Source organism: Arthrobacter sp. 01L42 (assembly GCF_056400005.1).
The window spans coordinates 177,611-201,498 of sequence record NZ_JBFTSL010000007.1 but is presented as its reverse complement, the minus strand read 5'-3'; the positions used below and the strand labels follow the sequence as shown (position 1 = coordinate 201,498).

At 69.1% G+C, this 23,888-nt stretch carries 24 protein-coding genes; 17 read left to right on the top strand and 7 right to left on the bottom strand.

Annotated features, from left to right (window positions below; genetic code table 11):
• Positions 1-64: 64 nt before the first annotated feature.
• The 3 genes from AC1DN2_RS08370 (at position 65) to AC1DN2_RS08360 (ending at position 3,342) form a co-directional block, all read left to right on the top strand.
• Positions 65-2,071 carry an FAD/NAD(P)-binding protein gene (locus tag AC1DN2_RS08370; RefSeq protein ID WP_476849945.1) on the top strand — a complete coding sequence of 669 codons (2,007 nt, stop codon included), beginning with the start codon at positions 65-67 and terminating at the stop codon, positions 2,069-2,071.
• Positions 2,068-2,685, top strand: a complete 618-nt coding sequence (locus AC1DN2_RS08365; protein ID WP_476849944.1) for a GNAT family N-acetyltransferase — start codon at positions 2,068-2,070, stop codon at positions 2,683-2,685. The genes AC1DN2_RS08370 and AC1DN2_RS08365 overlap by 4 nt, the downstream gene beginning before the upstream one ends.
• An 81-nt stretch (positions 2,686-2,766) precedes the next feature.
• Complete coding sequence (locus AC1DN2_RS08360; RefSeq protein WP_476849943.1) at positions 2,767-3,342, top strand: LacI family DNA-binding transcriptional regulator; 576 nt, start codon at positions 2,767-2,769, stop codon at positions 3,340-3,342.
• A 5-nt stretch (positions 3,343-3,347) separates the two neighbouring features.
• Here the strand turns inward: AC1DN2_RS08360 and AC1DN2_RS08355 are convergent, their stop codons facing one another.
• Positions 3,348-4,427, bottom strand: a complete 1,080-nt coding sequence (locus AC1DN2_RS08355) for a bile acid:sodium symporter family protein (protein WP_476849942.1) — start codon at positions 4,425-4,427, stop codon at positions 3,348-3,350.
• A gap of 251 nt (positions 4,428-4,678) precedes the next feature.
• On the opposite strand from AC1DN2_RS08355, the gene AC1DN2_RS08350 reads away from it, so the two are divergent.
• Positions 4,679-6,199, top strand: a complete 1,521-nt coding sequence (locus AC1DN2_RS08350) for a SulP family inorganic anion transporter (RefSeq protein ID WP_476849941.1) — start codon at positions 4,679-4,681, stop codon at positions 6,197-6,199.
• Positions 6,200-6,325: 126 nt separating this feature from the next.
• Positions 6,326-6,610 (top strand): DUF1540 domain-containing protein, encoded by a 285-nt coding sequence (locus AC1DN2_RS08345; protein ID WP_028275954.1) that lies wholly within the window; start codon positions 6,326-6,328, stop codon positions 6,608-6,610.
• 171 nt (positions 6,611-6,781) lie between these two features.
• Here the strand turns inward: AC1DN2_RS08345 and AC1DN2_RS08340 are convergent, their stop codons facing one another.
• Positions 6,782-7,888, bottom strand: coding sequence for a GTP pyrophosphokinase (locus tag AC1DN2_RS08340; protein ID WP_223914734.1), 1,107 nt, complete (start codon positions 7,886-7,888; stop codon positions 6,782-6,784).
• Between the two features lie 255 nt (positions 7,889-8,143).
• On the opposite strand from AC1DN2_RS08340, the gene AC1DN2_RS08335 reads away from it, so the two are divergent.
• The 9 genes from AC1DN2_RS08335 to AC1DN2_RS08295 all read left to right on the top strand — a co-directional run bounded on the left by AC1DN2_RS08335 (position 8,144) and on the right by AC1DN2_RS08295 (position 16,214).
• On the top strand, positions 8,144-8,941 hold the full coding sequence (locus tag AC1DN2_RS08335; protein WP_223914733.1) for an alpha/beta hydrolase: 798 nt from the start codon (positions 8,144-8,146) through the stop codon (positions 8,939-8,941).
• 137 nt (positions 8,942-9,078) lie between these two features.
• A complete protein-coding gene (gene nhaA / locus AC1DN2_RS08330; protein ID WP_476849940.1) occupies positions 9,079-10,461 on the top strand; it encodes a Na+/H+ antiporter NhaA in 1,383 nt (460 codons plus the stop codon).
• A gap of 136 nt (positions 10,462-10,597) precedes the next feature.
• Positions 10,598-10,900: a rhodanese-like domain-containing protein gene (locus tag AC1DN2_RS08325; protein WP_028275958.1), complete on the top strand. Its 303-nt coding sequence runs from the start codon at positions 10,598-10,600 to the stop codon at positions 10,898-10,900.
• 30 nt (positions 10,901-10,930) lie between these two features.
• Complete coding sequence (locus tag AC1DN2_RS08320) at positions 10,931-12,292, top strand: MBL fold metallo-hydrolase (RefSeq protein ID WP_476849939.1); 1,362 nt, start codon at positions 10,931-10,933, stop codon at positions 12,290-12,292.
• An 84-nt stretch (positions 12,293-12,376) separates the two neighbouring features.
• The gene (locus tag AC1DN2_RS08315; protein ID WP_476849938.1) at positions 12,377-13,330 is read left to right on the top strand and encodes a carbohydrate kinase family protein; all 954 of its coding nucleotides are present in this window, start codon (positions 12,377-12,379) and stop codon (positions 13,328-13,330) included.
• A gap of 13 nt (positions 13,331-13,343) precedes the next feature.
• Positions 13,344-13,856, top strand: a complete 513-nt coding sequence (locus AC1DN2_RS08310) for a YbhB/YbcL family Raf kinase inhibitor-like protein (protein ID WP_223914728.1) — start codon at positions 13,344-13,346, stop codon at positions 13,854-13,856.
• Between the two features lie 164 nt (positions 13,857-14,020).
• Positions 14,021-14,839 carry an HAD family hydrolase gene (locus AC1DN2_RS08305; RefSeq protein ID WP_476849937.1) on the top strand — a complete coding sequence of 273 codons (819 nt, stop codon included), beginning with the start codon at positions 14,021-14,023 and terminating at the stop codon, positions 14,837-14,839.
• 187 nt (positions 14,840-15,026) lie between these two features.
• A complete protein-coding gene (locus AC1DN2_RS08300; RefSeq protein ID WP_476849936.1) occupies positions 15,027-15,290 on the top strand; it encodes a hypothetical protein in 264 nt (87 codons plus the stop codon).
• 81 nt (positions 15,291-15,371) lie between these two features.
• On the top strand, positions 15,372-16,214 hold the full coding sequence (locus AC1DN2_RS08295) for a glycerophosphodiester phosphodiesterase family protein (protein WP_476849935.1): 843 nt from the start codon (positions 15,372-15,374) through the stop codon (positions 16,212-16,214).
• 13 nt (positions 16,215-16,227) lie between these two features.
• Here AC1DN2_RS08295 and AC1DN2_RS08290 read toward each other — a convergent pair whose 3' ends face one another.
• Positions 16,228-17,157: an NAD(P)H-hydrate dehydratase gene (locus AC1DN2_RS08290; protein ID WP_476849934.1), complete on the bottom strand. Its 930-nt coding sequence runs from the start codon at positions 17,155-17,157 to the stop codon at positions 16,228-16,230.
• Entirely contained in the window at positions 17,141-17,872 is a 732-nt protein-coding gene (locus tag AC1DN2_RS08285) for a histidine phosphatase family protein (RefSeq protein ID WP_476849933.1), read from the bottom strand. The genes AC1DN2_RS08290 and AC1DN2_RS08285 overlap by 17 nt, the downstream gene beginning before the upstream one ends.
• A 185-nt stretch (positions 17,873-18,057) precedes the next feature.
• Here AC1DN2_RS08285 and AC1DN2_RS08280 point away from each other — a divergent pair, with 185 nt between their 5' ends.
• A complete protein-coding gene (locus AC1DN2_RS08280) occupies positions 18,058-19,182 on the top strand; it encodes a glycerate kinase (RefSeq protein ID WP_028275966.1) in 1,125 nt (374 codons plus the stop codon).
• Between the two features lie 37 nt (positions 19,183-19,219).
• Here AC1DN2_RS08280 and AC1DN2_RS08275 read toward each other — a convergent pair whose 3' ends face one another.
• Together AC1DN2_RS08275 and AC1DN2_RS08270 are read right to left on the bottom strand one after the other, a co-directional pair.
• Entirely contained in the window at positions 19,220-19,927 is a 708-nt protein-coding gene (locus tag AC1DN2_RS08275; protein WP_476849932.1) for a DUF6766 family protein, read from the bottom strand.
• Complete coding sequence (locus AC1DN2_RS08270; protein WP_476849931.1) at positions 19,924-20,424, bottom strand: DUF6328 family protein; 501 nt, start codon at positions 20,422-20,424, stop codon at positions 19,924-19,926. Before AC1DN2_RS08270 ends, AC1DN2_RS08275 begins: the two co-directional genes overlap by 4 nt.
• A 218-nt stretch (positions 20,425-20,642) precedes the next feature.
• On the opposite strand from AC1DN2_RS08270, the gene AC1DN2_RS08265 reads away from it, so the two are divergent.
• Both AC1DN2_RS08265 and AC1DN2_RS08260 read left to right on the top strand, forming a co-directional pair.
• Positions 20,643-21,560 carry an SDR family oxidoreductase gene (locus AC1DN2_RS08265; protein WP_476849930.1) on the top strand — a complete coding sequence of 306 codons (918 nt, stop codon included), beginning with the start codon at positions 20,643-20,645 and terminating at the stop codon, positions 21,558-21,560.
• A gap of 83 nt (positions 21,561-21,643) precedes the next feature.
• On the top strand, positions 21,644-22,165 hold the full coding sequence (locus AC1DN2_RS08260) for a hypothetical protein (protein WP_476849929.1): 522 nt from the start codon (positions 21,644-21,646) through the stop codon (positions 22,163-22,165).
• A gap of 139 nt (positions 22,166-22,304) precedes the next feature.
• On the opposite strand, the gene AC1DN2_RS08255 is transcribed toward AC1DN2_RS08260, so the two are convergent.
• Entirely contained in the window at positions 22,305-23,660 is a 1,356-nt protein-coding gene (locus AC1DN2_RS08255; protein WP_223914722.1) for a uracil-xanthine permease family protein, read from the bottom strand.
• Between the last annotated feature and the right edge of the window lie 228 nt (positions 23,661-23,888).

The following is a 23,888-nucleotide window of genomic DNA, read 5'->3' as shown; positions in this document are numbered from 1 at the left end:
GCCTCGACCGGCTCCATTTCGGGTGCCTAGCATGAGGGCTCCGCACCCGAGCCAGGAGACTGTCATGCCAGTGAATGCCCCATCCGTGGTCCTCATCGGCGGCGGCCCGCGCGCGGCCGGGCTGCTGGAACGCCTCGCCGCCAACCGGCCGGAGCTGCTCGACGGCGCCCTGCAGATCCACGTCGTGGAGCCGCACACCCCGGGTGCCGGCAGGATCTGGCGTTACGAGCAGCATCCCGGGCTGATGCTCAACTCTGCGGCGGCGGACGTCACGATGTTCACGGATGCCTCCGTCCAATGCGAGGGACCCGCGGTCGACGGCCCCGGCCTGGCAAAGTGGGCCGCCGGGGTCCTGGACGGGTCCATCGCGGATGTTCCGGAGCTGCCGGCGGAACTCCGGCGCCAGCTGGCCGCCCTCACCGGTGCCAGCTTCCCCACCCGGCAGCTGCAGAGTGTCTACCTGGAATGGTTCTTCCGCCGCTCCGTCGCCGCCCTCGGACCGGACACCACCGTCACCGTGCACCGGGACACGGCGTCCGCCGTCGAGCCGGTGCAGCATGAAGCCGACCAGGGTCCGGAACGCTACCGCGTCCGGCTGGCCGGCGGCGCGGTGCTGCCCGCCGACGTCGTGATCGCCTCCCTGGGGCACACGGATTCGCTGCCCAATGAGGAGTCTGCGGCGTGGGCCGGTTTTGCCGCCCGGCACGGCGCGTTCCACGCGGCGCCCAGCTACACCACCGACGTCGACTACTCACCCCTCGCCGCCGGCCAGGACGTGATTGTCTCCGGCATGGGCCTGGCCTTCGTGGACCTGCTGGTCCTGCTCATGGAGGGCCGCGGCGGCAGATTCGAGGAGCTGCCAGGCGGCGGCCTGCGCTACGTGCCCTCCGGTGCCGAGCCGCGGCTGTGGGCCGGCTCCCGCCGCGGCGTGCCCTACCACTCCAAGATCACGTCCGCCCTGCGCGGCGACGCAGCGGGCGAGCCGGCGTTCTTCACGGCCGACGCCGTCACGGCGCTGCTGGATGCGCCTGGCGAGGTGGACTTCCGCGCCCAGCTGTGGCCCCTGATCGCCAAGGACGCCGGTTACGCGTACTACCGCGAGCTGTTCACCGGCTACCCGGAACGGGTCCGGATCGGCTGGCGGGAATTCGCCGAACGGTTCGCCGCTGCGGACTGGTACAGCCAAGAGCGCCGGCGGCTCGTCGCCGGGTCCGTCCCGGACGCAGGGCTCCACCTGGACCTCGAACGGCTGGACCATCCCTTCGCCGGCCGCGTTTTCGCCGGCCACGCAGACTTCCAGTCGGCGGTGGCAGCGTACATTGGCCGCGACCTTGAGCTGCGCACCGGGCCGGACCATTCGGAAACCCTGGCCCTGTTCACTTCCTTGCTGAAGTCCTACATGGACCTGGGCCGGCTGGTGCCGTCCGAGCGGCTGAACGCACGGTCGCAGCGGGAGGTCCAGGGCTGGTGGCACGGCTTCTTCAGCTTCGTGGATTCCGGGCCGCCGCCGCGCAGGCTGCGGGAGATGCTGGCGATCCACCGGGCCGGTCTGCTGCAGTTCATTGGCCCGGGACTGGAGATCGAGGCCGCGGAGTACTCGGGCCGGTTCGTCGCCCGCTCGGCCCAATCCGGGATCAGCGTGTCAGCGCCGGCCCTGATCGAGGGCCGGCTCCCGGCGCCGTCGGTGGCCCGCTCCGCGAACCCGCTGCTGCGCCAGCTGCACGCCTCCGGGCTCGGCACTGAACAGCAGCTCCTCACTGCCGACGGCACGCACGCGACCGGACGGCTCCTGGTGTCCGCCCACAACGAGCTCATCAGTCCGGTGGGGGAGCGGCGCGAACGGCTGTTCGGCGTCGGGCCCGGTACTTCCGGCTGGGGCGCCGGCGCCTTCGCCCGGCCCGGCACCAACGCCGCGCCGTTCCGCGAAAACGATGCCCTGGCCCGGCGAGTCCTGAAACTGCTGGCGAACCCCAACAACGGCCCGGCCGACAGCGGCCTGGCGAACAACGATCAAACGGACGCCGGCCGGGCGGTGCCGCAGGCCGCCGCCGACGGAAAGGACCCGTCATGACCCCGTCCCCACTACACACCCCGCCCGTGGACACCCCGCCCGTGGACACCGCCGCGCTGACGGTCCTCAATCTCCCCATGAGCGATCCCAGGGTCCGTCCGCTCCTGGACGAGCTCGCGCTCGAATACGACACCCGCTACGGCAGCCTCTTTGGCCGCGGGGCCGCCGCGGAGGAACTCAACCGTTACCCGGCCGAGGAGTTCGCCGCGCCGGGCGGGGCCCTGCTGATTGTGCGCGAGAACGGCGAATCCGTGGCCGGCGGCGCGTTCCGCCGGCACGGCCCGCAGACCGCCGAGTTCAAGCGGATCTGGACGCATTCAGCGCACCGCCGCCGCGGACTGGCCCGGTTTGTCCTTGCCGAGCTGGAGGCGCTGGCCGGCCGTCGCGGCTACCGGAAGGTCTACCTGACAACCGGCCCGCGCCAGCCGGAGGCGAAACACCTCTACCTGAGCACCGGTTACGAGGCACAGTTCGATCTCTCCGCCGACCCGGAAACCATCGGGCCGCTGGCATTCACCAAGCACCTGCCTGTCGCAAACCCCACCGCAAACCCCGCCGCGAACCCCGCCGCGCTGCTTGGTCGGTGTGGGCCGGGAACCGGCGCTTCGGGCTAGAGTTCACACAGGGGGTCTGCCCTAAAACAACGTTTTCACGAGCCGCCGCGGACCCGGCGGAGAAACAGCCGGGAGTCATCAGTGCGGCCTGGATCCAAGCCCACCATCCGCGATGTCGCGCAGACGGCCGGGGTCTCCCTGACCACCGTCTCCTATGTGCTCTCCGGCCGCTCCGGCGGTACCACCCGGATCAGCGAAGCCACCCAGGACCGGGTGCACGCCGCGGTCCGCGAACTTGGCTATGTGGCCAACAGTGCCGCCCGGGGAATGCGCCGGGGCCGGACGGAGCTGGTGGCCGTGGCCGTCCCGGACCTCGAGCAGCCCCGGGACAGGGCCATCGCCACGGTGCTGGCCAGGATCCTGCCGGAGCACGGCTACCAGTCGGTCATCCTGCTGGGCGGGAACTGGCGGCAGTTCATGCTCTCCGGCGGAGCCGACGGCGTGATCCACACCAGCGCGCCGAAGACGGACGACGATTCCGGCGCCATGGCAGAGCCCGCTGGCCGCGGCACGCCCCACGTGTTCATCACGGACGACGCCGGGCCCGGCAGCCTTGCTGTCCAGGGCGGACACGAGGTGGTCCCCGCCGGCACGGACACCCCCGAGATCCTGGCCGGGCGCGCCGTCATTCTGCTGCTGGCACAGTTGCGGGGTTAGGAACCTTAGGCTTTCAGCGCGGCCTCCGGTGCTGTGTTCTGCGGTGCCGCGTTCTGCGTTGCGGCTTCCGGGGTTGCGGCCTCCCGGAGGGGACGCCGGGCCAGCCACGCGGCCACGATCGCGCCGGAGACGTTGTGCCACAGGGAGAAGACCGCAGACGGCAGCGCCGCCAGCGCGCCGAAGTGCGCGGTGGCGAGGGTGGCAGCCAGGCCGGAATTCTGCATCCCGACCTCGAAGGCGAGGGCCCTGCGCGCCTTGTCATCCAGGCGCCCCAGCTTGCCGGCCAGGTAGCCCAGACCCAGGCCGAAGCCGTTGTGCAGCACCACGGCGAGGAACACGATGCCGCCCGCGGCGACGATCTTGCTGGCGCTGCCGGCCACGACAATCGCGACGATCAGGGAAATCACGACGGCCGAGGCCCACGGCAGCGCGGGCAGGACCTTGGCCACGAGCTTCTTGAGGAAGAGGCGGGCCAGCAGTCCGGCGATGACCGGCAGGAGGACGGTCTTGACGATGTCCTGGACCATGCCCCCGGCGTCGATGTTCAGGTACGAGCCGGCCAGGAACAGCACCAGCAGCGGCGTCACGATCGGCGCGATCAGGGTGGACACGGAGGCGACGGCCACGGACAGGGCGACGTCGCCCTTGGCGAGGAACGCCATCACGTTGGAGGCGGTGCCCGACGGCGCGCAGCCCACCAGGATCAGGCCCACCGCAAGCTCCGGCTCGAGGTGGAGGCCGACGGCGATCAGCCAGCCGGCCCCCGGCATGATGACGTAGTGCGCCACAATTCCCAGGGCCACGGCCCAGGGCCGCTTGGCCACCGACGCGAAATCGGGCGGCGTCAGCGTCAGGCCCATGCAGAACATGATGATGCCCAGCAGGAAGGGCACGCTGGGGGCGAGGGGTTTGAACGCGCCGGGGAGCAGGAAGCCGGCGAGTCCGGCCACCACCACAAGGACCGGGAAGACCGTCACCGCGATGCGGGCAATCCTTGCCTCGGCGGCGAGGGCGGGATTGGCCGGGCCGTCGGCGGCAGTGCCCGCGTCCCGGGCGGTATTCGAAGTTTTAGTTGCCTCAAGCATCCAAGAATGGTGCCACCGGCGTCCACGGGGTGGCCACTTCGTGACCACCTGTCGGACAAATATGTCAGATTTTTATGCCGCCGTGCGGCCGTGCGGGCGGGAATCCGACGGGTAGGGTTCATTGCGTGGGTGAGCCCGAAAAGGCGAACTCCCCACCGCGGCGCGACGCAGCGCCCCACCTTCCCTGAATTCTGCACATTCTTTGACATCTGGAGGCCGTTCGGCCTCCTTGACCACGAACGGAGCCAGCGATGGCCACCAGTATCGACGCGCAGGCCCCGGCCGCCACGCCCGCGCAACTGCAATCGGTCCGAGGCGCCTTGACGTCCCCGCGACGGCTCAAGACCGAGGTTTTGGGCGGCCTCGTGGTGGCACTGGCTCTGATTCCTGAGGCGATCGCCTTCTCGATCATCGCCGGCCTGGACCCGAGGATCGGGCTCTTCGCGTCCTTTACGATGGCAGTGACCATCGCCTTCGTCGGCGGCCGTCCGGCGATGATTTCTGCGGCCACCGGCGCCGTCGCCCTGGTGATCGCCCCACTGGTGAAGTCCCACGGACTGGATTACCTTGTGGCGGCGGTGATTCTGGCCGGCATTTTCCAGATCGTGCTGGGCCTCTCCGGCGTGGCGAAACTGATGCGGTTCATCCCCCGCCCGGTCATGGTGGGGTTTGTGAACGCCCTGGCCATCCTGATCTTTCTGTCGCAGGTGCCCGAGCTGATCGGAGTGCCCTGGCTGGTCTACCCGCTCACCGCGCTGGGCCTGCTGATCGTCTTCGGCCTGCCCAGGCTCACCAAAGCCGTCCCCGCACCCCTCGTGGCCATTGTGGCCCTGACGCTCATCACGGTGACGGCCGCCGTCGTCGTTCCCACTGTGGGGGACAAGGGTGCACTGCCGGACTCGCTGCCCTCTTTGTCACTGCCCAACGTGCCGAACACGTTCGAAACGTTGCAGGTCATCTTCCCGTTCGCGCTGGCCATGGCCTTCGTGGGCCTGCTCGAATCCCTCATGACCGCGAAGCTCGTGGATGACATCACGGACACGCGTTCAGCCAAGACCCGCGAGGCCTGGGGGCAGGGCGTCGCGAACATTGTCACCGGCATTTTCGGCGGCATGGGCGGTTGCGCAATGATCGGCCAGACCATGATCAACGTCAAAGCCTCCGGCGCCCGGACCCGGATCTCCACCCTTCTGGCCGGCGTCTTCCTGCTCATCCTCGTGGTGGCACTCGGAGACATTGTGTCCCTCATCCCGATGGCCGCGCTCGTGGCCGTCATGATTTTCGTATCAGTTGCCACCTTTGACTGGCACAGCATCCGGCCCGCCACCCTCAAGGCCCTGCCCAAGAGCGAAACCGCCGTCATGGCAGCGACGGTGGTGGTCACCGTTGCCACGCACAACCTGGCAATCGGCGTCGGCGTCGGCGTACTCGTCGCGATGGTCCTGTTCGCCAGGCGTGTGGCCCACTTCGTCACCGTCGAGCGCACCGTGACGGAACACGACGGCGGCCAGGCCACGTATCGCGTGGACGGCGAGCTGTTCTTCGCCTCCGCGAATGACCTCTACACCCAGTTCGAGTACGCACTGGACCCCGAACGCGTCGTCATCGACATGCGCGACTCCCACCTGTGGGACACCTCCACGATCGCCGCTTTGGATGCGATCACGGAGAAGTACCGGCAGCACGGCAAGAGCGTCGACGTCGTGGGCCTGAACCAGGCCAGCGCCCTGATGCGCGAACGCCTGGCCGGCAAGCTCGGCGCGGGGAACTGACGGGGCGGCGCGACCGGTCGGGCCGGTATTAGGTCACACGTTTGGGTCTTTTTGTTTGCCTTGGTGCGGCCTAGCGTGGATTTACGGCGCCGCCCGTCCGGGTGGCCGGAGCATGGAGGAAATCCAATGACGACGCACGTAGCCGACTGCAGCGTGAGCAATTGCTCCTTCAATGACCACTCCCACTGCAACGCGGCCGCCATTACCGTCGGCGGCGCCGCAGATCATGCCTCCTGCGCGACCTTCATCGACATCGGTGTGCACGGCGGGCTCCCCAAGGTGCTGGCCGACGTCGGCGCCTGCCAGCGTTCCGAGTGCACCCACAACGACCATCTGATGTGCAAGGCGCCCGAAGTTCACGTGGGCCCGGGCGTCGACAACGCCGACTGCCTCACCTACGCCCACACGTAGCCGCACCCGCCGTCCGCGTCCATCGAACATCCGCCCCGCTGGCGCTGAAATTCCCCACCTTTGGTCGCCGCACCCGGCGTGTCGGGCCGAACCGCCGGTGAGGCCCGGCGTCGCTGGTTCAAAGGTGGGGAGAATCGGTGGTGGCAGAGGGCATCCGCGGAGGCAGGCGCGCTAGCCCTGGGTGAGCCGGTACCGTTCGATCTGCTTGAGCCGCCGCAGGAGGCTGTCGCGCCGGGGGTGCGGGACGGCGTCGGCCGGCTCGGCGGTGAGCTCGATGTGCTCGGTGCCGTACTGCCACAGCAGCAGGTCGTCGAGCAGCCGGTCCGGCCCGGGGGAGTAGCGGTGGTCCAGGGCCTTGCGGACCTCGGTGATCCGGTTGGCGCTAAGCAGCCCGGCGAGCTGCATGGTCTGGTTGAGGCCGTGGGCGGCCATGAGCTCCGCGGCCCAGCCCCAGTCGTCGTCGACCTTCCGGTCCACGTGCGGCAGCAGGGTGCGCCAGACGTCGCGGATCCGGTTGGGCGTCAGCTGCGCGGCACCCTCACCGTCCATGTCCCAGTAGCCGCGGACCTCCTCGTAGCGCTCGTGCAGGTCCGAGAACGCGCTCTCCACGGTCTCCAGCATGGCGGCCGTCGCGGTGAACTGGCGGTCGAAGTGCGGGGTCCAGGCCCGCGGGTCCTCGGCCTTGAACCGGATGTCGTGCTCGATCTCGCTCCAGGCGTGGGCGAAGACGGTGCGGATCTGGCACTCGAAGAAGTAGCTGCCGTTCGGCGGGACGTCCGGGTTGAAGGCCAGCTGGTAGTCCTTGACGGCCTCGTTCTGGATGGTCCGCAGGATCAGGTGCCGGCTCGAGTAGCCGTATGTGCCGGACTCGATCGAGCCGATGTCCTTTTCCCGGTCCCCCCGGCAGTCAAAGAGCTGGCGCTGGCGCTTGATCAGATTCGCCACCACCGCGTTTTCCGCCGGCAGCTTCGTGATCACACGGATTCCCACCATGTCATTCAGGGTCCGGAACGGGTCCGGGAACTTCAGCACAGGTGGCCCGCCCGGCTCCAGTGGTTCCTCAATGCGGGAAATCTTCTCGCGGAAGGATTCAACGGTCTTGGTGCGTCCGGTGACGAACAACGGCGTGACTTCGGTGTCCTTGAGCATGGTCCGCAGCGTGAGCAGGACCTCCCGGGTGACCAGCTTCAGGGCAGGCCGGACCCGCTCGTACAACTCCACGTTCTCCTGCACGGAATCGCGCAGGCTCACGTCCAAACGGTCCCAGTTGCTCGCCATGGATCCAGCTTACGGCGCACCAACGACACCGGCCCGCAGGCTGGCAACGCCGGGCACGCCCGCAGGCAAGGGCAGCGCAGCCGGCAAGGGCGGGGTCCGGCATGCGAGGGGTCCGGCCTGCGCTGGGCCGCTTGGTGCCCAAGGTAGGCTCAGCATATGGCTGAAATGCGGCGGCGGACTATGATCGCGGCCGCAGCGGCGGTGACTCTGGGGGCAGTCTCCGCCGCCTGTTCACCGGGCCCCAAGGAGGACGCTGTGAAGAGGCACAAGTACCAATATGGCGAGGACCCCAGCCAGTGGGGTGAGCTCTTCCTCCCGGATGTTGCCGCGCCCAAGGGCGTGGTGGTGGTGATCCATGGCGGGTACTGGCGTTCGCAGTACGGCGCAGAACTGGGGGAGCCCCTTGCCAAGGACCTCGCCGCGCACGGCATGGCGGCCTGGAACCTGGAGTACCGGCGGGCCGGCAACGGCGGAGGCTGGCCCAACACGTTCGCCGACGTCCTGGCCGGCATCGACAAGCTCGGTGAACTGGCCGACGAGCACGGGCTGGGACTGGACCGCGTGGTGGCCCTGGGCCACTCGGCAGGCGGCCACCTCGCCGTCTGGGCGGCGGGACGCCGCCGGCTCGCGGGGCTTGGTGCCCCGGACGCGGACCGCCAGCTGACGCGTCGGGGCGACGACGACGGCGCGGTGCAGCTCACCGGCGTCGTCAGCCAGTCGGGGGTACTTAACCTCGCGGCCGCCGAGCGGCTCAACCTCAGCAACGGCGCCGTCAGCAACTTCCTGGGCGGCTCATCGGAGAAATATCCCAAACGGCATAAATTTGCCGACCCCATGAGTGCGGTACCGCTGGGCGTGCCCGTATATGCCGTTCACGGCACGGAGGACGATACCGTGCCGGTGAGCCAGTCCGAGACCTACGCCGGCGCAGCCAAGGCCGCCGGCGCGCCGGTCCAGCTGCTCAAGGTCCCGGGCGACCACTTCGCGCTCATCGACCCAAAGGCACCCGCATACCGGAAATGCCGTGAACTCGTGCAGCAGCTGCTGGTCTGAAGTCCGCCCGGCGGCCGGGATGGGGGCCCCGGTGTCCCCGATGGCATCCCCTGGCCGGCGAAAGCGAATAGACTGGAGCGCAGGTGCGCCGGGAAGTCTGGTCGGCATAGTTCCGTCGACCCCATTTTGAGGACCCCATGAGCGCCCTGCCCCCTTCGCCGACACCCTCTTCACCAACACCGCCTCCTCCTTCGCCGCCCCGCCTCACCATTTTCGGCCGGGGCAGCTATGCCGAGGCCCTGCGGATCGGCGAGATCCTCCGCAAGGAAACCGTGGGCGGCGCCCTGCTGGTCGCCGCGGCGATGGTGGCCCTTATCTGGGCCAACTCACCGGCCTCGGAGAGTTACTTCGCACTGCGCGACTTCACCATCGGCTACGCGCCCTGGCATCTGGACCTGAGCCTGGGCGCCTGGGCCGCCGACGGACTGCTGGCCATCTTCTTCTTCCTGGTGGGGCTCGAACTCAAGCGCGAGTTTGTCGCCGGCGACCTGCGCGAGCCGAGCAAGTCCGTGGTTCCGGTGGCCGCCGCCGTTGGCGGTGTGGCCGTTCCGGCCCTCATCTACGCGGCCATCAACCTCTCCGGTCCCGAAACGCTGCACGGCTGGGCCATTCCCACCGCCACCGACATCGCCTTCGCCGTCGCGGTGCTGGCGCTCATCGGTTCCCACCTGCCCAGTGCGCTGCGGATCTTCCTGCTGACCCTCGCCGTCGTCGACGACCTCCTGGCCATCGCCATCATCGCGATCTTCTACACCAGCGATCTCCACCCCGAGCCGTTCCTGCTGGCCCTGCTCCCGCTGGGCCTCTACACGTTCCTGGCGCACAAATACCGGCGGTTCTTCGGCACGCACGCAGCCGCAGCCTGGGTGATCCTGCTGCCGCTCGGCTTCGCGACGTGGGCCCTCGTGCACGCATCAGGCATCCACGCCACCGTGGCCGGGGTCCTGCTCGGATTTGCCATTCCCGTCAAACGTTCGAAGGCCAGCGGCGGCCCTGAAGCCGGCCCGGGCCTGGCGGAGATTTTCGAACACCGGTTCCGTCCCATCTCGGCCGGGATCGCCGTCCCGGTCTTCGCGTTCTTTTCCGCCGGGGTGGCCATAGGCGGCTGGCTGGGCCTCGGTGCCGCCCTGACGGACCCCGTGGCGGTGGGCATCATCGTGGCGCTGGTTGCCGGAAAGCCGGCGGGCATCCTCGGCACCACATGGCTCATCACCAAAGTCACGCGGGCCCGCCTGGACGGGTCCTTCAAGTGGATTGACGTCTTCGGCCTCGCCATCCTCGCCGGCATCGGTTTCACCGTCTCGCTGCTGCTTGCCGAGTTGAGCTTCGGCCAGGGCACTGCGCATGAAGACCACGCGAAGGTAGGGATCCTCGCGGCCTCACTGCTCGCCGCGCTCCTTGCCACCACGGTGCTCCGGACACGCAACCACCAGTACCGGCGTGCGGAGGAGGCGGAACAGGTCGACTCGGACCACGACGGCATCCCGGACGTCTACCAGCAGGACCGCCCCGCAGGCTAGGCAGGCCAGGCCGACGGGCTATATTTAGGGGTGTGGCGGGAGGGGCCGTCCGGAGGGTCAATGATACCCCAAGGGGTATCATGATTGAGCTGGAATACGCGCGCCGGGCCGTCTGGCGCCCGCGAAAGGAACAGGCATGAAGAGCATTTCCGTCAAGGACCTGGCCGCCCTGGGCGATGCCACCGAAATCGTCGATGTCCGCGAGGAAGACGAATACGTCGCCGTCCGCGTTCCCGGCGCCCGGAGCATCCCGCTCTCACGGTTCGTCCAGTCCCTCGCCGAGGTCCCGGCCAGCGGCACCGTCTACGTCATGTGCGCCGCCGGGGGCCGCAGTGCCCAGGCCGCCACCTACCTGGAGGACCAGGGATACGACGCCGTCAACGTAACCGGCGGGATCATGAAGTGGCAGGACGAGGGACACCCCGTCAACCGGGGCTGACCTTCAAGGGCTGACCGCAGCGGAGGGACCATGGAAGTCATCGTCATCGAGACCCCGCAGCTCGGGGACCGCAGCTACCTGGTCCACGACGGCTCGGTGGCGCTGGCGATCGACCCGCAGCGCGACACGGACCGCATCGAGGCGGCCGCCCGTGACGCCGGGGTAGCCATCACGCATGTGGCCGAAACGCACATGCACAATGACTACATCACCGGCGGGCTGATCCTGGCCCGCGCCCACGGCGCCAGCTATCTCGTCAACGCCGCGGACGCCGTCGGGTTCGAGCGCACTCCCATCGCGGACGGCCAAACGGTCCGCGTGGGCTCGCTTACGGTCAAGGCGGTCGCCACGCCGGGGCACACGCATACCCACCTGTCGTTCATCGTGGACGACGGCGGGAAGCAGGCCGTCTTCTCGGGCGGCAGCCTCCTGTATGGCTCGGTGGGCCGCACGGACCTTGTCGCCGAGGCGGACACGGTTGGCTTGACCCACGACCAGTACGCCTCGGTCCGTCGACTCGCCGCCGAGGCCGGCCCTGACGCGGAGCTGTTCCCGACCCACGGATTCGGCTCGTTCTGCTCCTCCGGACCCGCCAGCGGTGCCCGGTCCTCCACCATCGGCGAGCAGCTTGCCGCCAACCACGCCCTGACGGACCCTGATGAGGACCACTTCGTCCGCCAGCTCATCGCCAACCTCACGGACCACCCCTCCTACTACGCGCACATGAGCCCGGCCAATGTCCGGGGCCCGGGCCCTGCCGAGCTGGCCGTTCCGGCATCGCTCGATGCCGCCGAACTCACCCGGCGCCTGGACGGCGGCGAGTGGGTGGTGGACCTGCGCCGGCGCGTGGCGTTCGCCAACAGCCACCTCAAGGGCAGCGTCAGTTTTGAGTATGGCTCCGGCTCCAGTTTCACCACCTATCTCGGCTGGGTGCTGCCGTGGCGCGAACCGCTGACCCTGGTGGGCTCGCGGGAAGACGTTGAGAACGCCATCCGCGACCTCTCCCGGATCGGCATCGAATCCCCCGACGCCGCGCTCGGTTCCGAGCCGCACGCCCTCGCCCCGCAGGCCGGCCTCGCCTCCTACCCGCGCGTGGGCTGGGACGGCATGCTCGCCGGCCGGGCGCCTGAGGACACTGTCCTGGACGTGCGCCGGGCCGACGAATTCGCTGCCGCCCGCGTGGTGGGCGCGGTCAACGTGCCGCTGCACGAACTGTTGCTGCGCCTCGGAGACATTCCCGCCGGGAAACTTTGGGTGCACTGCGGCTCCGGGTACCGGGCCGGGGTCGCCGCCAGCCTCCTGCAACGGGCAGGCCGGGACGTGGTCCACATCGACGCCAGGTTTGCCCATGCCGCCTCCGCGGGGATCGCGCTGGACACCACCGCGGCCTGAGCGCCGGCAGTGACGCCGGCAGGGCGGAAGCGGGTGGGGGCGCAACACACGGCACCGGAGCGCATTCTCTGGCAGAGTATGGTCATGCTCACAGTTATTGGCGAGGGGCTGGTTGATGTTGTCCAGCGGTCCTCCGGCGTCCAGGCCCATGTCGGCGGCAGCCCCCTCAACGTGGCGGTGGGGCTGGCGCGGCTGGACCATCCGGTCCAGTTCATCGGCCGCTACGGCCGCGATGCGTATGGCGAGGCCCTGGCCGCGCACCTGAAGTCGAGCTCCGTGCTGCTCCCGCTGGGACCCGACGAGCTGCCCACCAGTGTGGCCGCCGCCCTGATCGACGACGCCGGCGCCGCCACGTACACGTTCGACCTCGCCTGGGAGCTTCCCGGCGTCGCGGCGCGACTGCCGTTCCTGCTCCAGGGAACCACGCTGCTGCACACCGGTTCGATCGCCACCATGCTGGCGCCGGGCGCCGCCGACGTGTTTGCCGCCGTCGAGCGCGCCCACCCGTCCGCCACCATCAGCTTCGACCCCAATTGCCGTCCCAGCATCATCCCGGACGTGGACTACGCCCGCGGGCAGGCCGAAAAGTTTGTGCGCCTCGCCGACGTTGTGAAGGCCTCCGACGAGGACCTCGAATGGCTCTACCCGGGCGTGGACCCGCTGGACTCGGCCCGCCGCTGGCAGGCGTTGGGCGGTTCCGAAGGGCCGGCGATGGTGGTGGTGACCCGCGGCAGCAAGGGGCCCTGGGGCATCAACGCCGCCGGTGAGGCGCAGTTCCCGGCCCCTGAGATCAACGTCGCGGACACAGTCGGCGCCGGGGATTCCTTCATGGCCGCGCTCCTGTCCGGCGTGGTGGATCTGGGCCTGGACGGGGCACAAAACCGCAGGGGCCTGCGCGAACTCTCCGCCGAAAGCCTCCGCGATGTCCTCGCCCATGCCTCCCGGGCAGCGGCGGTCACCGTGTCCCGCGCCGGCGCGAACCCGCCCACGCGCGCGGAACTGGCACGGATGGAAATGGGGGCCCAGCCCCTGCAGTGAGTGAAAGGCAGCCATGACACGGCACGATGTTCCGGTGTTCCCCGTCCGCAGTGAATCCTACGCGGAGGGCCAGACGCTCCCGGCCGCCCAACGCAGCGGCAAAATGCGCGCCGGCGGCCGGGACGAATCCCCGCAGCTGAGCTGGAGCGGCGCCCCGGCCGGCACCAAGGGCTACGCGGTGACGATGTTCGACCCTGACGCCCCGGGGCGCGGCGGCTTCTGGCACTGGGCCGTGCTGGACGTCCCCGCCGACGTCACGTCGTTGCCGGCAGGAGCGGGCGCCGAGGGCGGCAGGCTCCTTCCCGCGGGCGCCATCCAGTTGAAGAACGACGCCGGGTTCCATGGCTACCTGGGCGCCGCACCGCCCCCCGGACACGGGCCGCACCGGTACGTCATCACCGTCCACGCGCTCGACATCGCACCGTCCGGACTCAACGAGCACACCGCTCCGGGCAGCCTGGAGGCGAAGCTGTCGCAGCACACCCTGGGCCGGGGCACGCTGACCGGCATCTTCGAACGTCACTGAGCCCGCCGCCGCCCGCCGAGCCTGTCGCCGCTGTCGCCCCTGTCGCCGAGTTCGCCGGAACCTCCCCAGTTCGCCGTGATTGTCCGGCGAACCCGACGCGGTCCGGCGAACTCGGCGAATGCGGCCGCGAGGGCCTGCCGCCCCGGCGCACGTAGACTGGCACTATGCGGCTGGTAGCAAGTGACATTGACGGAACGATCCTCGGCCATGACGGCAAAATCAGCGACCGGACCGTCCGCGCGTTCCACGCCTGCCGCGACGCCGGGCTGGAACTGGTGTTCGTCACCGGACGGCCGCCGCGCTGGCTCCACCCCCTGCAGGACCAGTTGGGGCATACCGGAACGGTCATCTGCTCCAACGGCGCCGTCGTGTGGGACCTCGAGGCCGACCGCCTGCTCTCGGCGCGGACACTGGACCTCGACGCCATGTTCGAGGCCCGCCGCATCATCAAGCGGCTGCGTCCGTCCGCGCTGTTTGCCGCCGAAACCCTGACCGGCTTCCATCTGGAACCGGGCTTTATCGAAAACGGCTCGAGCGAACTGCTCGCGGAATTCACCCCGGCCCCGCTTCACACCACCCTCACGGAGGCGGACGCCGTGGCGAAGTTCCTGGCCATTGTCCGCGAAGGCACCGCCGACGAGTTCCTCGCCGAGGTGACGCCCGCCGTCGCCCATCTGGCCGCCGCGACGCACTCGGCGCCGAACATGGCCCTCCTCGAGCTGTCCCTGCCAGGCGTGAACAAGGCCGTGGCCCTGGCTGAATATGCGTCGTCCCTCGGCATCGGCGCCGCGGACGTGGTGGCATTCGGGGACATGCCCAACGACATCGAGATGCTTCGCTGGGCCGGGCACGGCTACGCGATGGCCAGCGGCCACCCGGAAGCGATCCGGGCCGCCGGCCGGCAGGCCCCGCACTTCGACGACGACGGCGTCGCCCAGATCCTCGAGTCAAAGCTCGCCGAACTCGGCGTCCGGCTGCCCTAAAACCCCGGTCCCGCACCCGCTCCCCACGCCCGCCCCGGCCCCGGGTCCCACGCCCGGCCCAGGTCCCCCCACCGGTCGCCCGGTTCCCGGCGGACACCGGATTCCCAGCTCGCGGTCAACTGGCGTTCACCTTGGCCTCCTAGGCTGGAAGCTCGCGACGAAACGTTTGACCGAGAATGGGGACATCATGGCCAGGCACCGCATCAACAACACGGACGAACAACCCCTGCACCCGGTGGAACCGGACCGGCACTGGAGGCAGTTGCGCCAGGGCGACCGCGTCAGCGTCCGGCTCGCCCCGGGCCTTGAGACCGGCGGCCTTGTGGACGCCGTGACGGCGGACCACAGCGTCGTTTGGGTCGACCTCGACGGCGGCCGCGGCCGCACGCTGCTGCACTGCAGCGACGGCGTCGAAATCCGCCAGCAGGCTCCTGACACCCCGTCCCACTGAGGCCCACTGAGGCCCGCTGACCCGGCCCGCCAGTGCCGGCCCGCAAGCCCCGGTCCCGGCAGACCAAGGTACGCTTCAGGAGTGACTGACCTGCACCCCTACTTTGCCCCTCGCGGGGATCGCGACGGCGGCCCGGAGGGCGCCGCCACCCCGGCCTCTGGCAGTTCCCGGGCGCCGCTGGCGCTGGCCCACCGGGGCTTCTCACTGGACGGGCTGGAGAACTCGATGGCCGCGTTCCGCGCCGCCGTCGACCTCGGGTTCCGGCATCTGGAGACGGACGTGCACACCACGGCCGACGGCGTGTTGGTGCTTTTCCACGACAAGACCCTGGACCGGATCACGGAGGGTCGGGGCCAAATCGCTGACCTCCCGGCCTCAACCGTGGCCCGGGCCAGGATCGGCGGGACCGAACCGATCCCGCGGTTCGATGAGTTGATCGCTGCCTTCCCGGACGTCCGGCTCAATATCGACGTCAAGGACTGGAACTCCGTGGGCACCCTGGCCTCGGCGATCGAACGCCACGGACTGCACGACCGCGTGCTGGTGGCCAGTTTCTCGGACCGGCGGCGCCGGGCAGTGCTGAAGCAGCTGAGCCGTCCCGCCGCGAGCTCGGCCGGCATCGTGTCCAACGCCGTGTTCGTCCTGCTGGGCCCCGTGCTGCCGACGCCGCTGATGGCCGCCGTGGTGCGCCGGGCACTGCGCGGAGTCCACGCCCTGCAGGTCCCCGTCCGCTACGGCGCCGTGCCGGTGGTGACGCCGGGCTTCATCCGGCGGGCACACCGGCACGGGCTGCAGGTCCACGTCTGGACAATCAACGAGCCCGCGGAAATGCACCGGCTGCTTGACCTTGGCGTCGACGGGATTGTCACGGACCGCGCGGACCTGCTCAAATCGGTCCTCCAGGAGCGCGGGACCTGGTCCTGAAGGGTCGCTCCGCTCAGGCGGAGAGTTCCATCATGAGTGGCGGCAATTCGTCGGTGAGCTCCCGGGCGAGATAGCCCAGGCCGCCCAGCCGGCTGGCAAGGCGGTCTCCGGCCGCAGCATGCAGATGCGTTCCCCAGCAGGCGGCCTGCGCGTTGCCCGTTCCCCTGGCGCGGAGGCCGGTGATGGCGCCGGAGAGGACATCCCCGCTGCCCGAGGTGCCCAGCCCGCTGTGCCCTGTGGTGATCTCCCAGAGGCCGGCCCCGGACGTGGCAGCCCTGCCGGTGCTGCGGGGTTCTGCGATGGCCCCCTGACACGTGACCACGGCCCCGTATTTGTCGGCAACCTCAGGGAGCTGGCGGTGCAGGTCCTCGACCTCCCGCCCGAGCAGGATGCCCGCCTCCGTGACGTTCGGGGTCAGGATCAGCCGGCCGGCCCACGGCGCCAGTTCGGCTTCGAGCTCCGGGACGCTGGCCAGGGCAAAAGCATCCAGGACAATGCACGGCGGGCTGCCCGGGGTGGCCTGAAGGAGTTCGCGCAGCAGCGCCGTGGTCTGGTCCTTGTCGTCCAGGCCCGGCCCCACCAGGACGGCGTCGGCGGTTTCCAGCTCGGCGGCCAGGGACCCGGCGGCGGAACCGACCACGGTCCCGGCCGTCGTTTCCGGCAAGCCAAGGACGCCGGCTTCGGGCAGGGCGATGGCGAGCGGCACCGCCACGGACTCCGCCACGGCCAGGGTCAGCCGGCCAGCGCCCGCGCGGAGGGCGGCGACGCCGGCGAGCAACGCCGCTCCGGGCGTCTTGCGCGCGCCGCCGATCACCAGCACGGAGCCGCGGTCATCCTTTCCGGAGCCGCCGTCGGGGAGCGGCCAGGCCCGCAGCAAAGCAGGGGTGACGGCCTCGGCCTGGGGGCGGCGTTTCGCTTGCCGGGAGTTAGCGGGGGTGGACATCGGCGTCTCCCGAGTGCTGGGTTACCGGGACACCTTCGCTCGTGAGGTGGTCGGCCATATTGAACCCCTCCAGCTGCCATTCCCCCCGGCCGCCGGGCCGGATGAAGCGGCTGACGGAGGCGTTGAGGATGGTGGACGCGGCCGCGATGTCCAGCAGCTGCTCCTCCGAGAGCCCCTCCAGGATGTAGCGGATGAGCAGGATCACGGCATCGTGGCAGACCAGCAGGACGCCCCCGCCCGGATGCCTGGTGTCGAGGTCGGCGAGCAGCGAGCGAAGCCGCAGCACGACGTCCGCCCAGGACTCGCCGCCCGGGGGCCGGTAGTAGAACTTGCCGAGCCACCGCCGCCGGCCGGCCTCCTCCGGGAGGCGGGCTTCCACCCCGGCCGAAGTGAGCATGTCCAGGATGCCGAGCTCACGGTCGCGCAACCGCTCATCGATCAGGATAGATGTTTGCCAGCCGCCGGTCTGGACGGCGAGTTCCGCGGTCTGGCGTGCGCGCAGGTAGGGCGAGGACCAGACTGGCGTGCGCCGGCCGTCCGGGTAGTCCGCGAGGAGTCTGCCCAGGGCCAGCGCCTGCTCCCGTCCCGTGTCCGACAATCCGACGTCCGCGTCCCGGGCCGGGACGTCAATGACATGCGCGCCGGCCTGCTGAGCCAGCGTGGCGGCAACGTTGCCCTGGCTTTCACCGTGCCGCACGAGCAGTAACTCGCTCACGCCCGGAACGCCGTGTCCATAGTGGCTCACCGTTCCCCCTATCCGTTGCTTTCCAACGTCGTCCTCAGCCGGGCGGGCCCGGGCTGGAATATGTGTGGCAGAAAGGTTACTCCCGGTGGCGCGGATTTGTCCGCTGCACCGGCGATCGAGCAACACCGGGGCCGCCGGGCTGGCAGGATAGAGCCATGCGCATCCTCATCGCCCCGGACAAGTTCAAGGGTTCCCTCACCGCCGTCGAAGCCGCCGCGGCCATTGCCGAAGGCGCCCTCCGCGTCTACCCCGAGGCCGACGCCATCCAGTTCCCGGTGGCCGACGGCGGCGAAGGAACCCTCGAGGCGGCCGTCGCGGCCGGCTACGAGGAACGGCTCAACGCGGTCGTCGGCCCGATCCTGGCCCCGATCGGTGCCGCGTGGGCCATCCGGGCGGACGCTTTCGGCGGCGCCACCGCGGTGATTGAAACGGCGCAGGCCTCAGGGCTGGCGCACATGGAGCCCACACCGGCCAACGCCCTGCGCGCCCACAGCTACGGCTGCGGCCAGCTGATCGCCGCCGCACTGGACGCCGGTGCCACGGAAATCGTGCTGGGCGTAGGCGGTTCGGCCATGAGCGACGGCGGCAGCGGGGCCCTCCGCGCCCTCGGACTCAAGCCGTTGGACGCCGCCGGCAACGTGGTGCCCCTCGGCGGCGGGTCGCTTGCCGACGTCGCGTCCGTGGACATCAGCGGCCTGGACCCGCGGCTGGCCGGGGTGAAGTTCAGGATCGCCGTCGACGTCCAAAACCCGCTGTTCGGCAGTGACGGCGCGGCACACGTGTTCGGACCGCAAAAAGGCGCCGACGCCGATGCGGTGGAACTGCTCGACGCCGGCCTGCGCAACTGGGCCTCGGTCCTGCGCCAGAGGACCGGCCGGGACGTCAACGTGCCCGGCGCCGGGGCGGCCGGCGGGTTCCCGGCGTCGTTCCTGGCCTTCAGCACGGCCGCCCTGGAAGGCGGCTTCGAGCTGGTGGCCGGCCTCACCGGGCTGGACGCGAAACTCGCGGTGGCTGATTTGGTCATCACCGGAGAAGGCTCCATGGACAGCCAATCGCTGACAGGCAAGGCGCCGATCGCCCTCGCCGATGCCGCGCAGGCCCTTGGCATTCCGGTGGTAGTGGTGGCCGGACGGATCCTCGTCACCCCGGAGGACCTTGCCCGCCACGGCGTGGTGGCCGCGGCACAGCTGCTGGACGTCGCCGGCAGCCCCCAGGACGCAGTAGCAAACGCCGCAAAGTACCTTACCTGGGTCACCAGCCAGGTCCTCGAAGGCGCCTGACGCGCCTTCCTGACGCCCGTGCCGGCCGGCCTGCCGTCTAGGCGCCGGTCTCGTAGTGCGGTTCGGCCACGGGTTTGGACTCGGGGGAGCCCTTCTCGCGCAGGTATACCGAGGCGCCCACCAGGACCGCCACGGCGAGGAACTCGCTTTGCCAGTTCTGGAAGGACTCGAACCAGAATCGGCTCGTCGCCAGATAGCCCAGCACCGTCACGGTGGGCTGGCCGTGCGCCTGCTGGTCACTGTTGTAGTCCTCCGCGCCGCCAACCGCGTGCAGGGCGATCGACGCCAGGAACAGCAGGAGGAACATGATCGAAAGCGAGTGTTCATAGAGCTTGAGGACCCAGCCGCCGCGCCGCACCGGCCACGGCGTGGACTCCTTGAGCTTTGCCTGCCGGGGATCCTCGTCCTGCGGGGCGGTCCGGCCCACCGGCTTGGACTCGGAGGACCCTTTCTGGAACAGGAAGACGGTGAGGATGACGTACATGCCCATCTGCAGGAATTCCGACTCCCAGTTCTCGAAAGTCGCCTCCAGGAAGTTCCCGGTGCCAAGGTACTGCAGGACGGTCACGGCAGGTTCGCCGTGGGCAAGCTGCTCGTCGCTGTAGGTGCTTGCCCCGCTCAGGACCATGCCGCCGAAAAACACGACGAACAGCCCGATGTTGGCCAGAAGCAATCCATGTTCCTTGACCCACTTGCCCATGGTTCCGGTGCCTGCGGTGTGGCGCTCATGTGAAACGTTTGTCATAGCGACTCCTCTTTGCGGGCCCGTCGACGGATCCAGGCAGGGACAAGTACCAGCAGCAGCACCAGCACGGCGAGCAGTCCGACGCCGGCGATCACGCCCGCCGTCCGGCCTACGGTGACATCGAAGATCAGTGAGGTGGTGCCCAGGCTCAGCAGCCCCACCCCGGTCAACGAAAACCTGACGATGATGTCCGCGCTGCTCACGAGGGCCTGCTTCAGCCCTTGCCGGAACAGCCGGCGCTGCACGCTCACGGGCAGCAGGATCGTGGCCGTGGTCAGGGCGGCCAGGACGACGTTGGCGAGATACAGGCGGGTCTGGTAGTCATCGAGCGTCTCGAAGCGCGACTGGAACGGCAGCGTCAGGAGGAAGCCGGCGAGAATCTGGACGCCGGTCTGCAGTACGCGCAGTTCCTGCAGCAGTTCGACCCAGTTGCGGTCCATCCGCTCCGCAACGGACTCGTCCCTGCCGTCGTTCTTCGGCACTACTGGGCCGGTCATCGGTACTCCTCCGCAAAATCTTGAAACCAAGACCGCCACAACATGCGGCCCCACCCTCAACCTAGGCTTGAGAGTTGCCAAAAACAAGTTGGTACTAAGCTTGCTGACGATATTGTAGTTAGGGTAGAAACTGATTACTTCGCTGGGATGGATTCAGCGGGCCCAGGCCCCATGGGACCGATGAACATCCTGGAAACCGACACGTTGTTAGGCGGACTATGAGCGACTCAAGCGAACGGCAGGATCAGCCCAAGCAGCCCGAACAGCCGCGTGATCCGCGCGCCGGCTACCATTCCGGCCCGTTCCCGGAACAGGTCCAGAAGCAGCCCGGCCTCACCGCGCCCATGGAGCCCAAGCCGGACCACGGCGAGGAAAGCTACCGCGGCAGCGGTGCCCTGAGCGGCAAGGCCGCCCTGATTACCGGCGGCGACTCCGGAATCGGCAGGGGGGTGGCGATCGCCTTCGCCCGTGAGGGGGCCGACGTCGCCATCTCCTACCTGCCGGAGGAAGAAGACGACGCGCAGGACACCGCCGAGTGGATCCGACAGGCCGGCCGCAAGGCCCTGCTGCTCCCCGGCGACGGCCGCAGCGAGGACTTCGCGGCGGACATCGTGAAGGCGACGCTGGCCGAATTCGGGCGCCTCGACGTCCTGGTGCTCAACGCGGCCTACCAGAAGAACCGCGAGAGCTTCGAATCACTGCCCACCGAAGAGTTTGATCGAGTTTTCAAAACCAATCTGTACTCCCTGCTCTGGACGGCCCGTGCCGCGGTCCCGCATCTGGAAGCGGGAGCGTCGATCATCACCACTGCGTCAATCCAGGCCTTCAACCCGTCCCCGGAACTCATTGACTACGCCATGACCAAGGCGGCCCAGGTGGCTTTCACCAAAGCCCTGGCCCAGGAGCTCGGACCCAAGGGGATCAGGGTCAACGCCGTGGCCCCGGGTCCCATCTGGACACCGCTGATTCCGGCCACCGAATGGCCCGACAAGCTCCCGTCCTTCGGCCAGGACACGCCCCTGCAGCGGGCGGGGCAGCCGGCGGAGCTCGCGGCCGCCTATGTCCTTCTCGCCTCCGACCACGGATCCTATATTTCCGGAGCCGTGCTTCCGGTCACCGGAGGCAAGGGTCTCTGAACCCGCTCTGAACCCGCTCCGGACCCGTCCACTGCCAGCTAGTCCCATTTCCAGCACCAGTTTCCCGTACCAGGAGGAATGACATGACTGAAAACCAGCAGGATCCCAAGTCCGTCACCGAGGAAGCGGGCGGCTACGGCACGCCGACCGCCGAGCAGGAGATGGGCGGCGATGGGAAGAAATTTGCCCAGCCCCGCGAGGAGGAGGCCTTCGACGCCGCCGGGCTGAACCAGGACAGCCCCGACGGCGAGACGTATCCGGCCGGCGCGCCGGACCTGAGCCAGTTCGGTGCAGAAGACCAAGACAGTGCAGGAGAACCCGGAGCAGGACGCTTCGGAGGAGCGGAGGAACAAATGAGTTCAGAAAACGCCAGCGCAACCCCCGGCTTCGACCCGGACGCCTCGGAGAATTCCGAGGCGGCAGTGCCGTCGTCGGAAGCGGAGATGGACGGTGCCAACACGGAAGAGCCCGACGCCGGGCGGCCCTTCTCCTCTGAGTCCGGACAGGACGCGGCGGGGCTGCCGGACGGCTCCGGGACGGACCTGCCGGAGAACAAGTCGCCGAAGGACCGCGACGATGACAAGGACGCCTTCGACGCCGGCTAGTCCCAGGCCCGCCGCGCCCCGCCGCCACCGGCGCTGCCGGCCGTGACAGCGTAAAGGCCGGACTCCTGCCCTTGGGCGGAGTCCGGCCTTTCTCGTCGGCGGGATTGCCCGCCCGCCGCGCGCTTCCGGGCGGCGTTCTTTAGCGGCGCTTCTTGGGGGAGCGCTTGACCGCTGCCTTGACCGCGGCCGTCGAAGCTGCGGCCGGCGCGGAATCTTCGGTTTCCGGTTCGGCCACCGTGCCGCGCACCTTCGCGATCGCCTTCATGCCGTGGTAGATCACCAGGGCCGCGGCCGAGCCGAGCGCAATCCCGGTGAACTTCAAGTCGCCGATGGTCCAGGTGTAGTCGGCAATCCCGACAATCAGGGCGACGGCGGCCGTGGTCAGGTTGATCGAGTTGGAGAAGTTCACCTTGTTCTGGACCCAGATTTTCACGCCCAGCACGCCGATCATGCCGTACAGCATCGTGGCCGCGCCGCCCAGGACGCCGGCGGGGACGGTGGCGATAAGCTCACCAAACTTCGGCGAGAAGCTCAGGATCACAGCGAAGGCGCCGGCCACCCAGTACGCCGCCGTCGAATACACCTTCGTGGCGGCCATGACGCCGATGTTCTCGGCGTACGTGGTCGTCCCGGACCCGCCGCCAAGACCGGCAAGTACGGTGGCGGCGCCGTCGGCCAGCAGCGCGCGGCCGGAGACGCCGTCGAGGTTCTGCCCCGTCATGGCGGACACGGATTTCACGTGGCCGATGTTCTCTGCCACCAGCACCAGTACGACCGGCACGAACAGGCCCACGACGCCCAGGTGGAATTCGGGGGTCTGGAAATGCGGCAGGCCCACCCACCCAGCACTGTCCACCTTGGAGAAGTCCACCTCGCCCCGGATCATCGCAACAAGGTAGCCCACCAGGACACCCACCAGGATGCTCAGCCGGCCCAGCATGCCGCGGAACAGCACGCTGACCACGATGATGACGGCCAGGGTGATGAAGGCGGTGACGGGGGCCTGGTCGAAGTTGGCCTTCGCCGCGGGTGCCAGGTTCAGACCGATCAGCGCCACGATCGCGCCGGTCACGATCGGCGGCATGACCCGGTTGATCCAGCCGGCGCCGAACTTCTGCACTACGGCGCCGACGACGGCGAGGGTCGCGCCCGCCAGGACCACGCCGCCGAGTGCCCCGGGGACGCCGAACTGCTGCTGGGAAGCCATGATCGGCGCGATGAACGCGAAGCTGGAACCGAGGTAGCTGGGCACCCGTCCCTGGGTGATGACCAGGAACAGGAGCGTGCCAATGCCGGAGAAGAACAGGGTGGTGGCTGGCGGCATGCCCGTGATGATCGGGACCAGGAAGGTGGCACCGAACATGGCCACAACATGCTGCATCCCGATCCCTACCGTCAGGGGCCAGGTGAGCCGCTCATCCGGCCTGACGACCTCACCGGGGCGGACGGACTTGCCGTTGCCGTGGAGCTTCCATTTGGTGCCGAGCATGCTCATGCCGGGAGCCTTTCAGAGAATGTGGGGCGGGCGGGAAGGAATCTTCCCGAGCAACTTTACCGCGCAGCATTTACCGGCCGTCCCGTCGGGCCGGCGTGCTGCGGGCCGGGCCGGTGTGCCCGAGGTCACAGGGCGCAGCGGGAAGCAGGCGCCGTCCGTTGAAGTTGCAACTATTGACAGCAGGAGACGCCGGCCGCCCAAGAGTGCGCCGGCCCAGCGAAAGGGATG

Coding starts and splice junctions, on each gene's coding strand:
- AC1DN2_RS08340 (WP_223914734.1), bottom strand. CDS start 7,888: ATGGCGAGCAACTGGGACCGTTTGGACGTGAGCCTGCGCGATTCCGTG.
- nhaA (WP_476849940.1), top strand. CDS start 9,079: ATGAGCGCCCTGCCCCCTTCGCCGACACCCTCTTCACCAACACCGCCT.
- AC1DN2_RS08275 (WP_476849932.1), bottom strand. CDS start 19,927: ATGACAAACGTTTCACATGAGCGCCACACCGCAGGCACCGGAACCATG.
- AC1DN2_RS08290 (WP_476849934.1), bottom strand. CDS start 17,157: ATGTCCACCCCCGCTAACTCCCGGCAAGCGAAACGCCGCCCCCAGGCC.
- AC1DN2_RS08355 (WP_476849942.1), bottom strand. CDS start 4,427: ATGCTTGAGGCAACTAAAACTTCGAATACCGCCCGGGACGCGGGCACT.
- AC1DN2_RS08270 (WP_476849931.1), bottom strand. CDS start 20,424: ATGACCGGCCCAGTAGTGCCGAAGAACGACGGCAGGGACGAGTCCGTT.
- AC1DN2_RS08280 (WP_028275966.1), top strand. CDS start 18,058: ATGCGCATCCTCATCGCCCCGGACAAGTTCAAGGGTTCCCTCACCGCC.
- AC1DN2_RS08305 (WP_476849937.1), top strand. CDS start 14,021: ATGCGGCTGGTAGCAAGTGACATTGACGGAACGATCCTCGGCCATGAC.
- AC1DN2_RS08370 (WP_476849945.1), top strand. CDS start 65: ATGCCAGTGAATGCCCCATCCGTGGTCCTCATCGGCGGCGGCCCGCGC.
- AC1DN2_RS08310 (WP_223914728.1), top strand. CDS start 13,344: ATGACACGGCACGATGTTCCGGTGTTCCCCGTCCGCAGTGAATCCTAC.
- AC1DN2_RS08320 (WP_476849939.1), top strand. CDS start 10,931: ATGGAAGTCATCGTCATCGAGACCCCGCAGCTCGGGGACCGCAGCTAC.
- AC1DN2_RS08300 (WP_476849936.1), top strand. CDS start 15,027: ATGGCCAGGCACCGCATCAACAACACGGACGAACAACCCCTGCACCCG.
- AC1DN2_RS08255 (WP_223914722.1), bottom strand. CDS start 23,660: ATGAGCATGCTCGGCACCAAATGGAAGCTCCACGGCAACGGCAAGTCC.
- AC1DN2_RS08265 (WP_476849930.1), top strand. CDS start 20,643: ATGAGCGACTCAAGCGAACGGCAGGATCAGCCCAAGCAGCCCGAACAG.
- AC1DN2_RS08325 (WP_028275958.1), top strand. CDS start 10,598: ATGAAGAGCATTTCCGTCAAGGACCTGGCCGCCCTGGGCGATGCCACC.
- AC1DN2_RS08315 (WP_476849938.1), top strand. CDS start 12,377: ATGCTCACAGTTATTGGCGAGGGGCTGGTTGATGTTGTCCAGCGGTCC.
- AC1DN2_RS08345 (WP_028275954.1), top strand. CDS start 6,326: ATGACGACGCACGTAGCCGACTGCAGCGTGAGCAATTGCTCCTTCAAT.
- AC1DN2_RS08260 (WP_476849929.1), top strand. CDS start 21,644: ATGACTGAAAACCAGCAGGATCCCAAGTCCGTCACCGAGGAAGCGGGC.
- AC1DN2_RS08365 (WP_476849944.1), top strand. CDS start 2,068: ATGACCCCGTCCCCACTACACACCCCGCCCGTGGACACCCCGCCCGTG.
- AC1DN2_RS08350 (WP_476849941.1), top strand. CDS start 4,679: ATGGCCACCAGTATCGACGCGCAGGCCCCGGCCGCCACGCCCGCGCAA.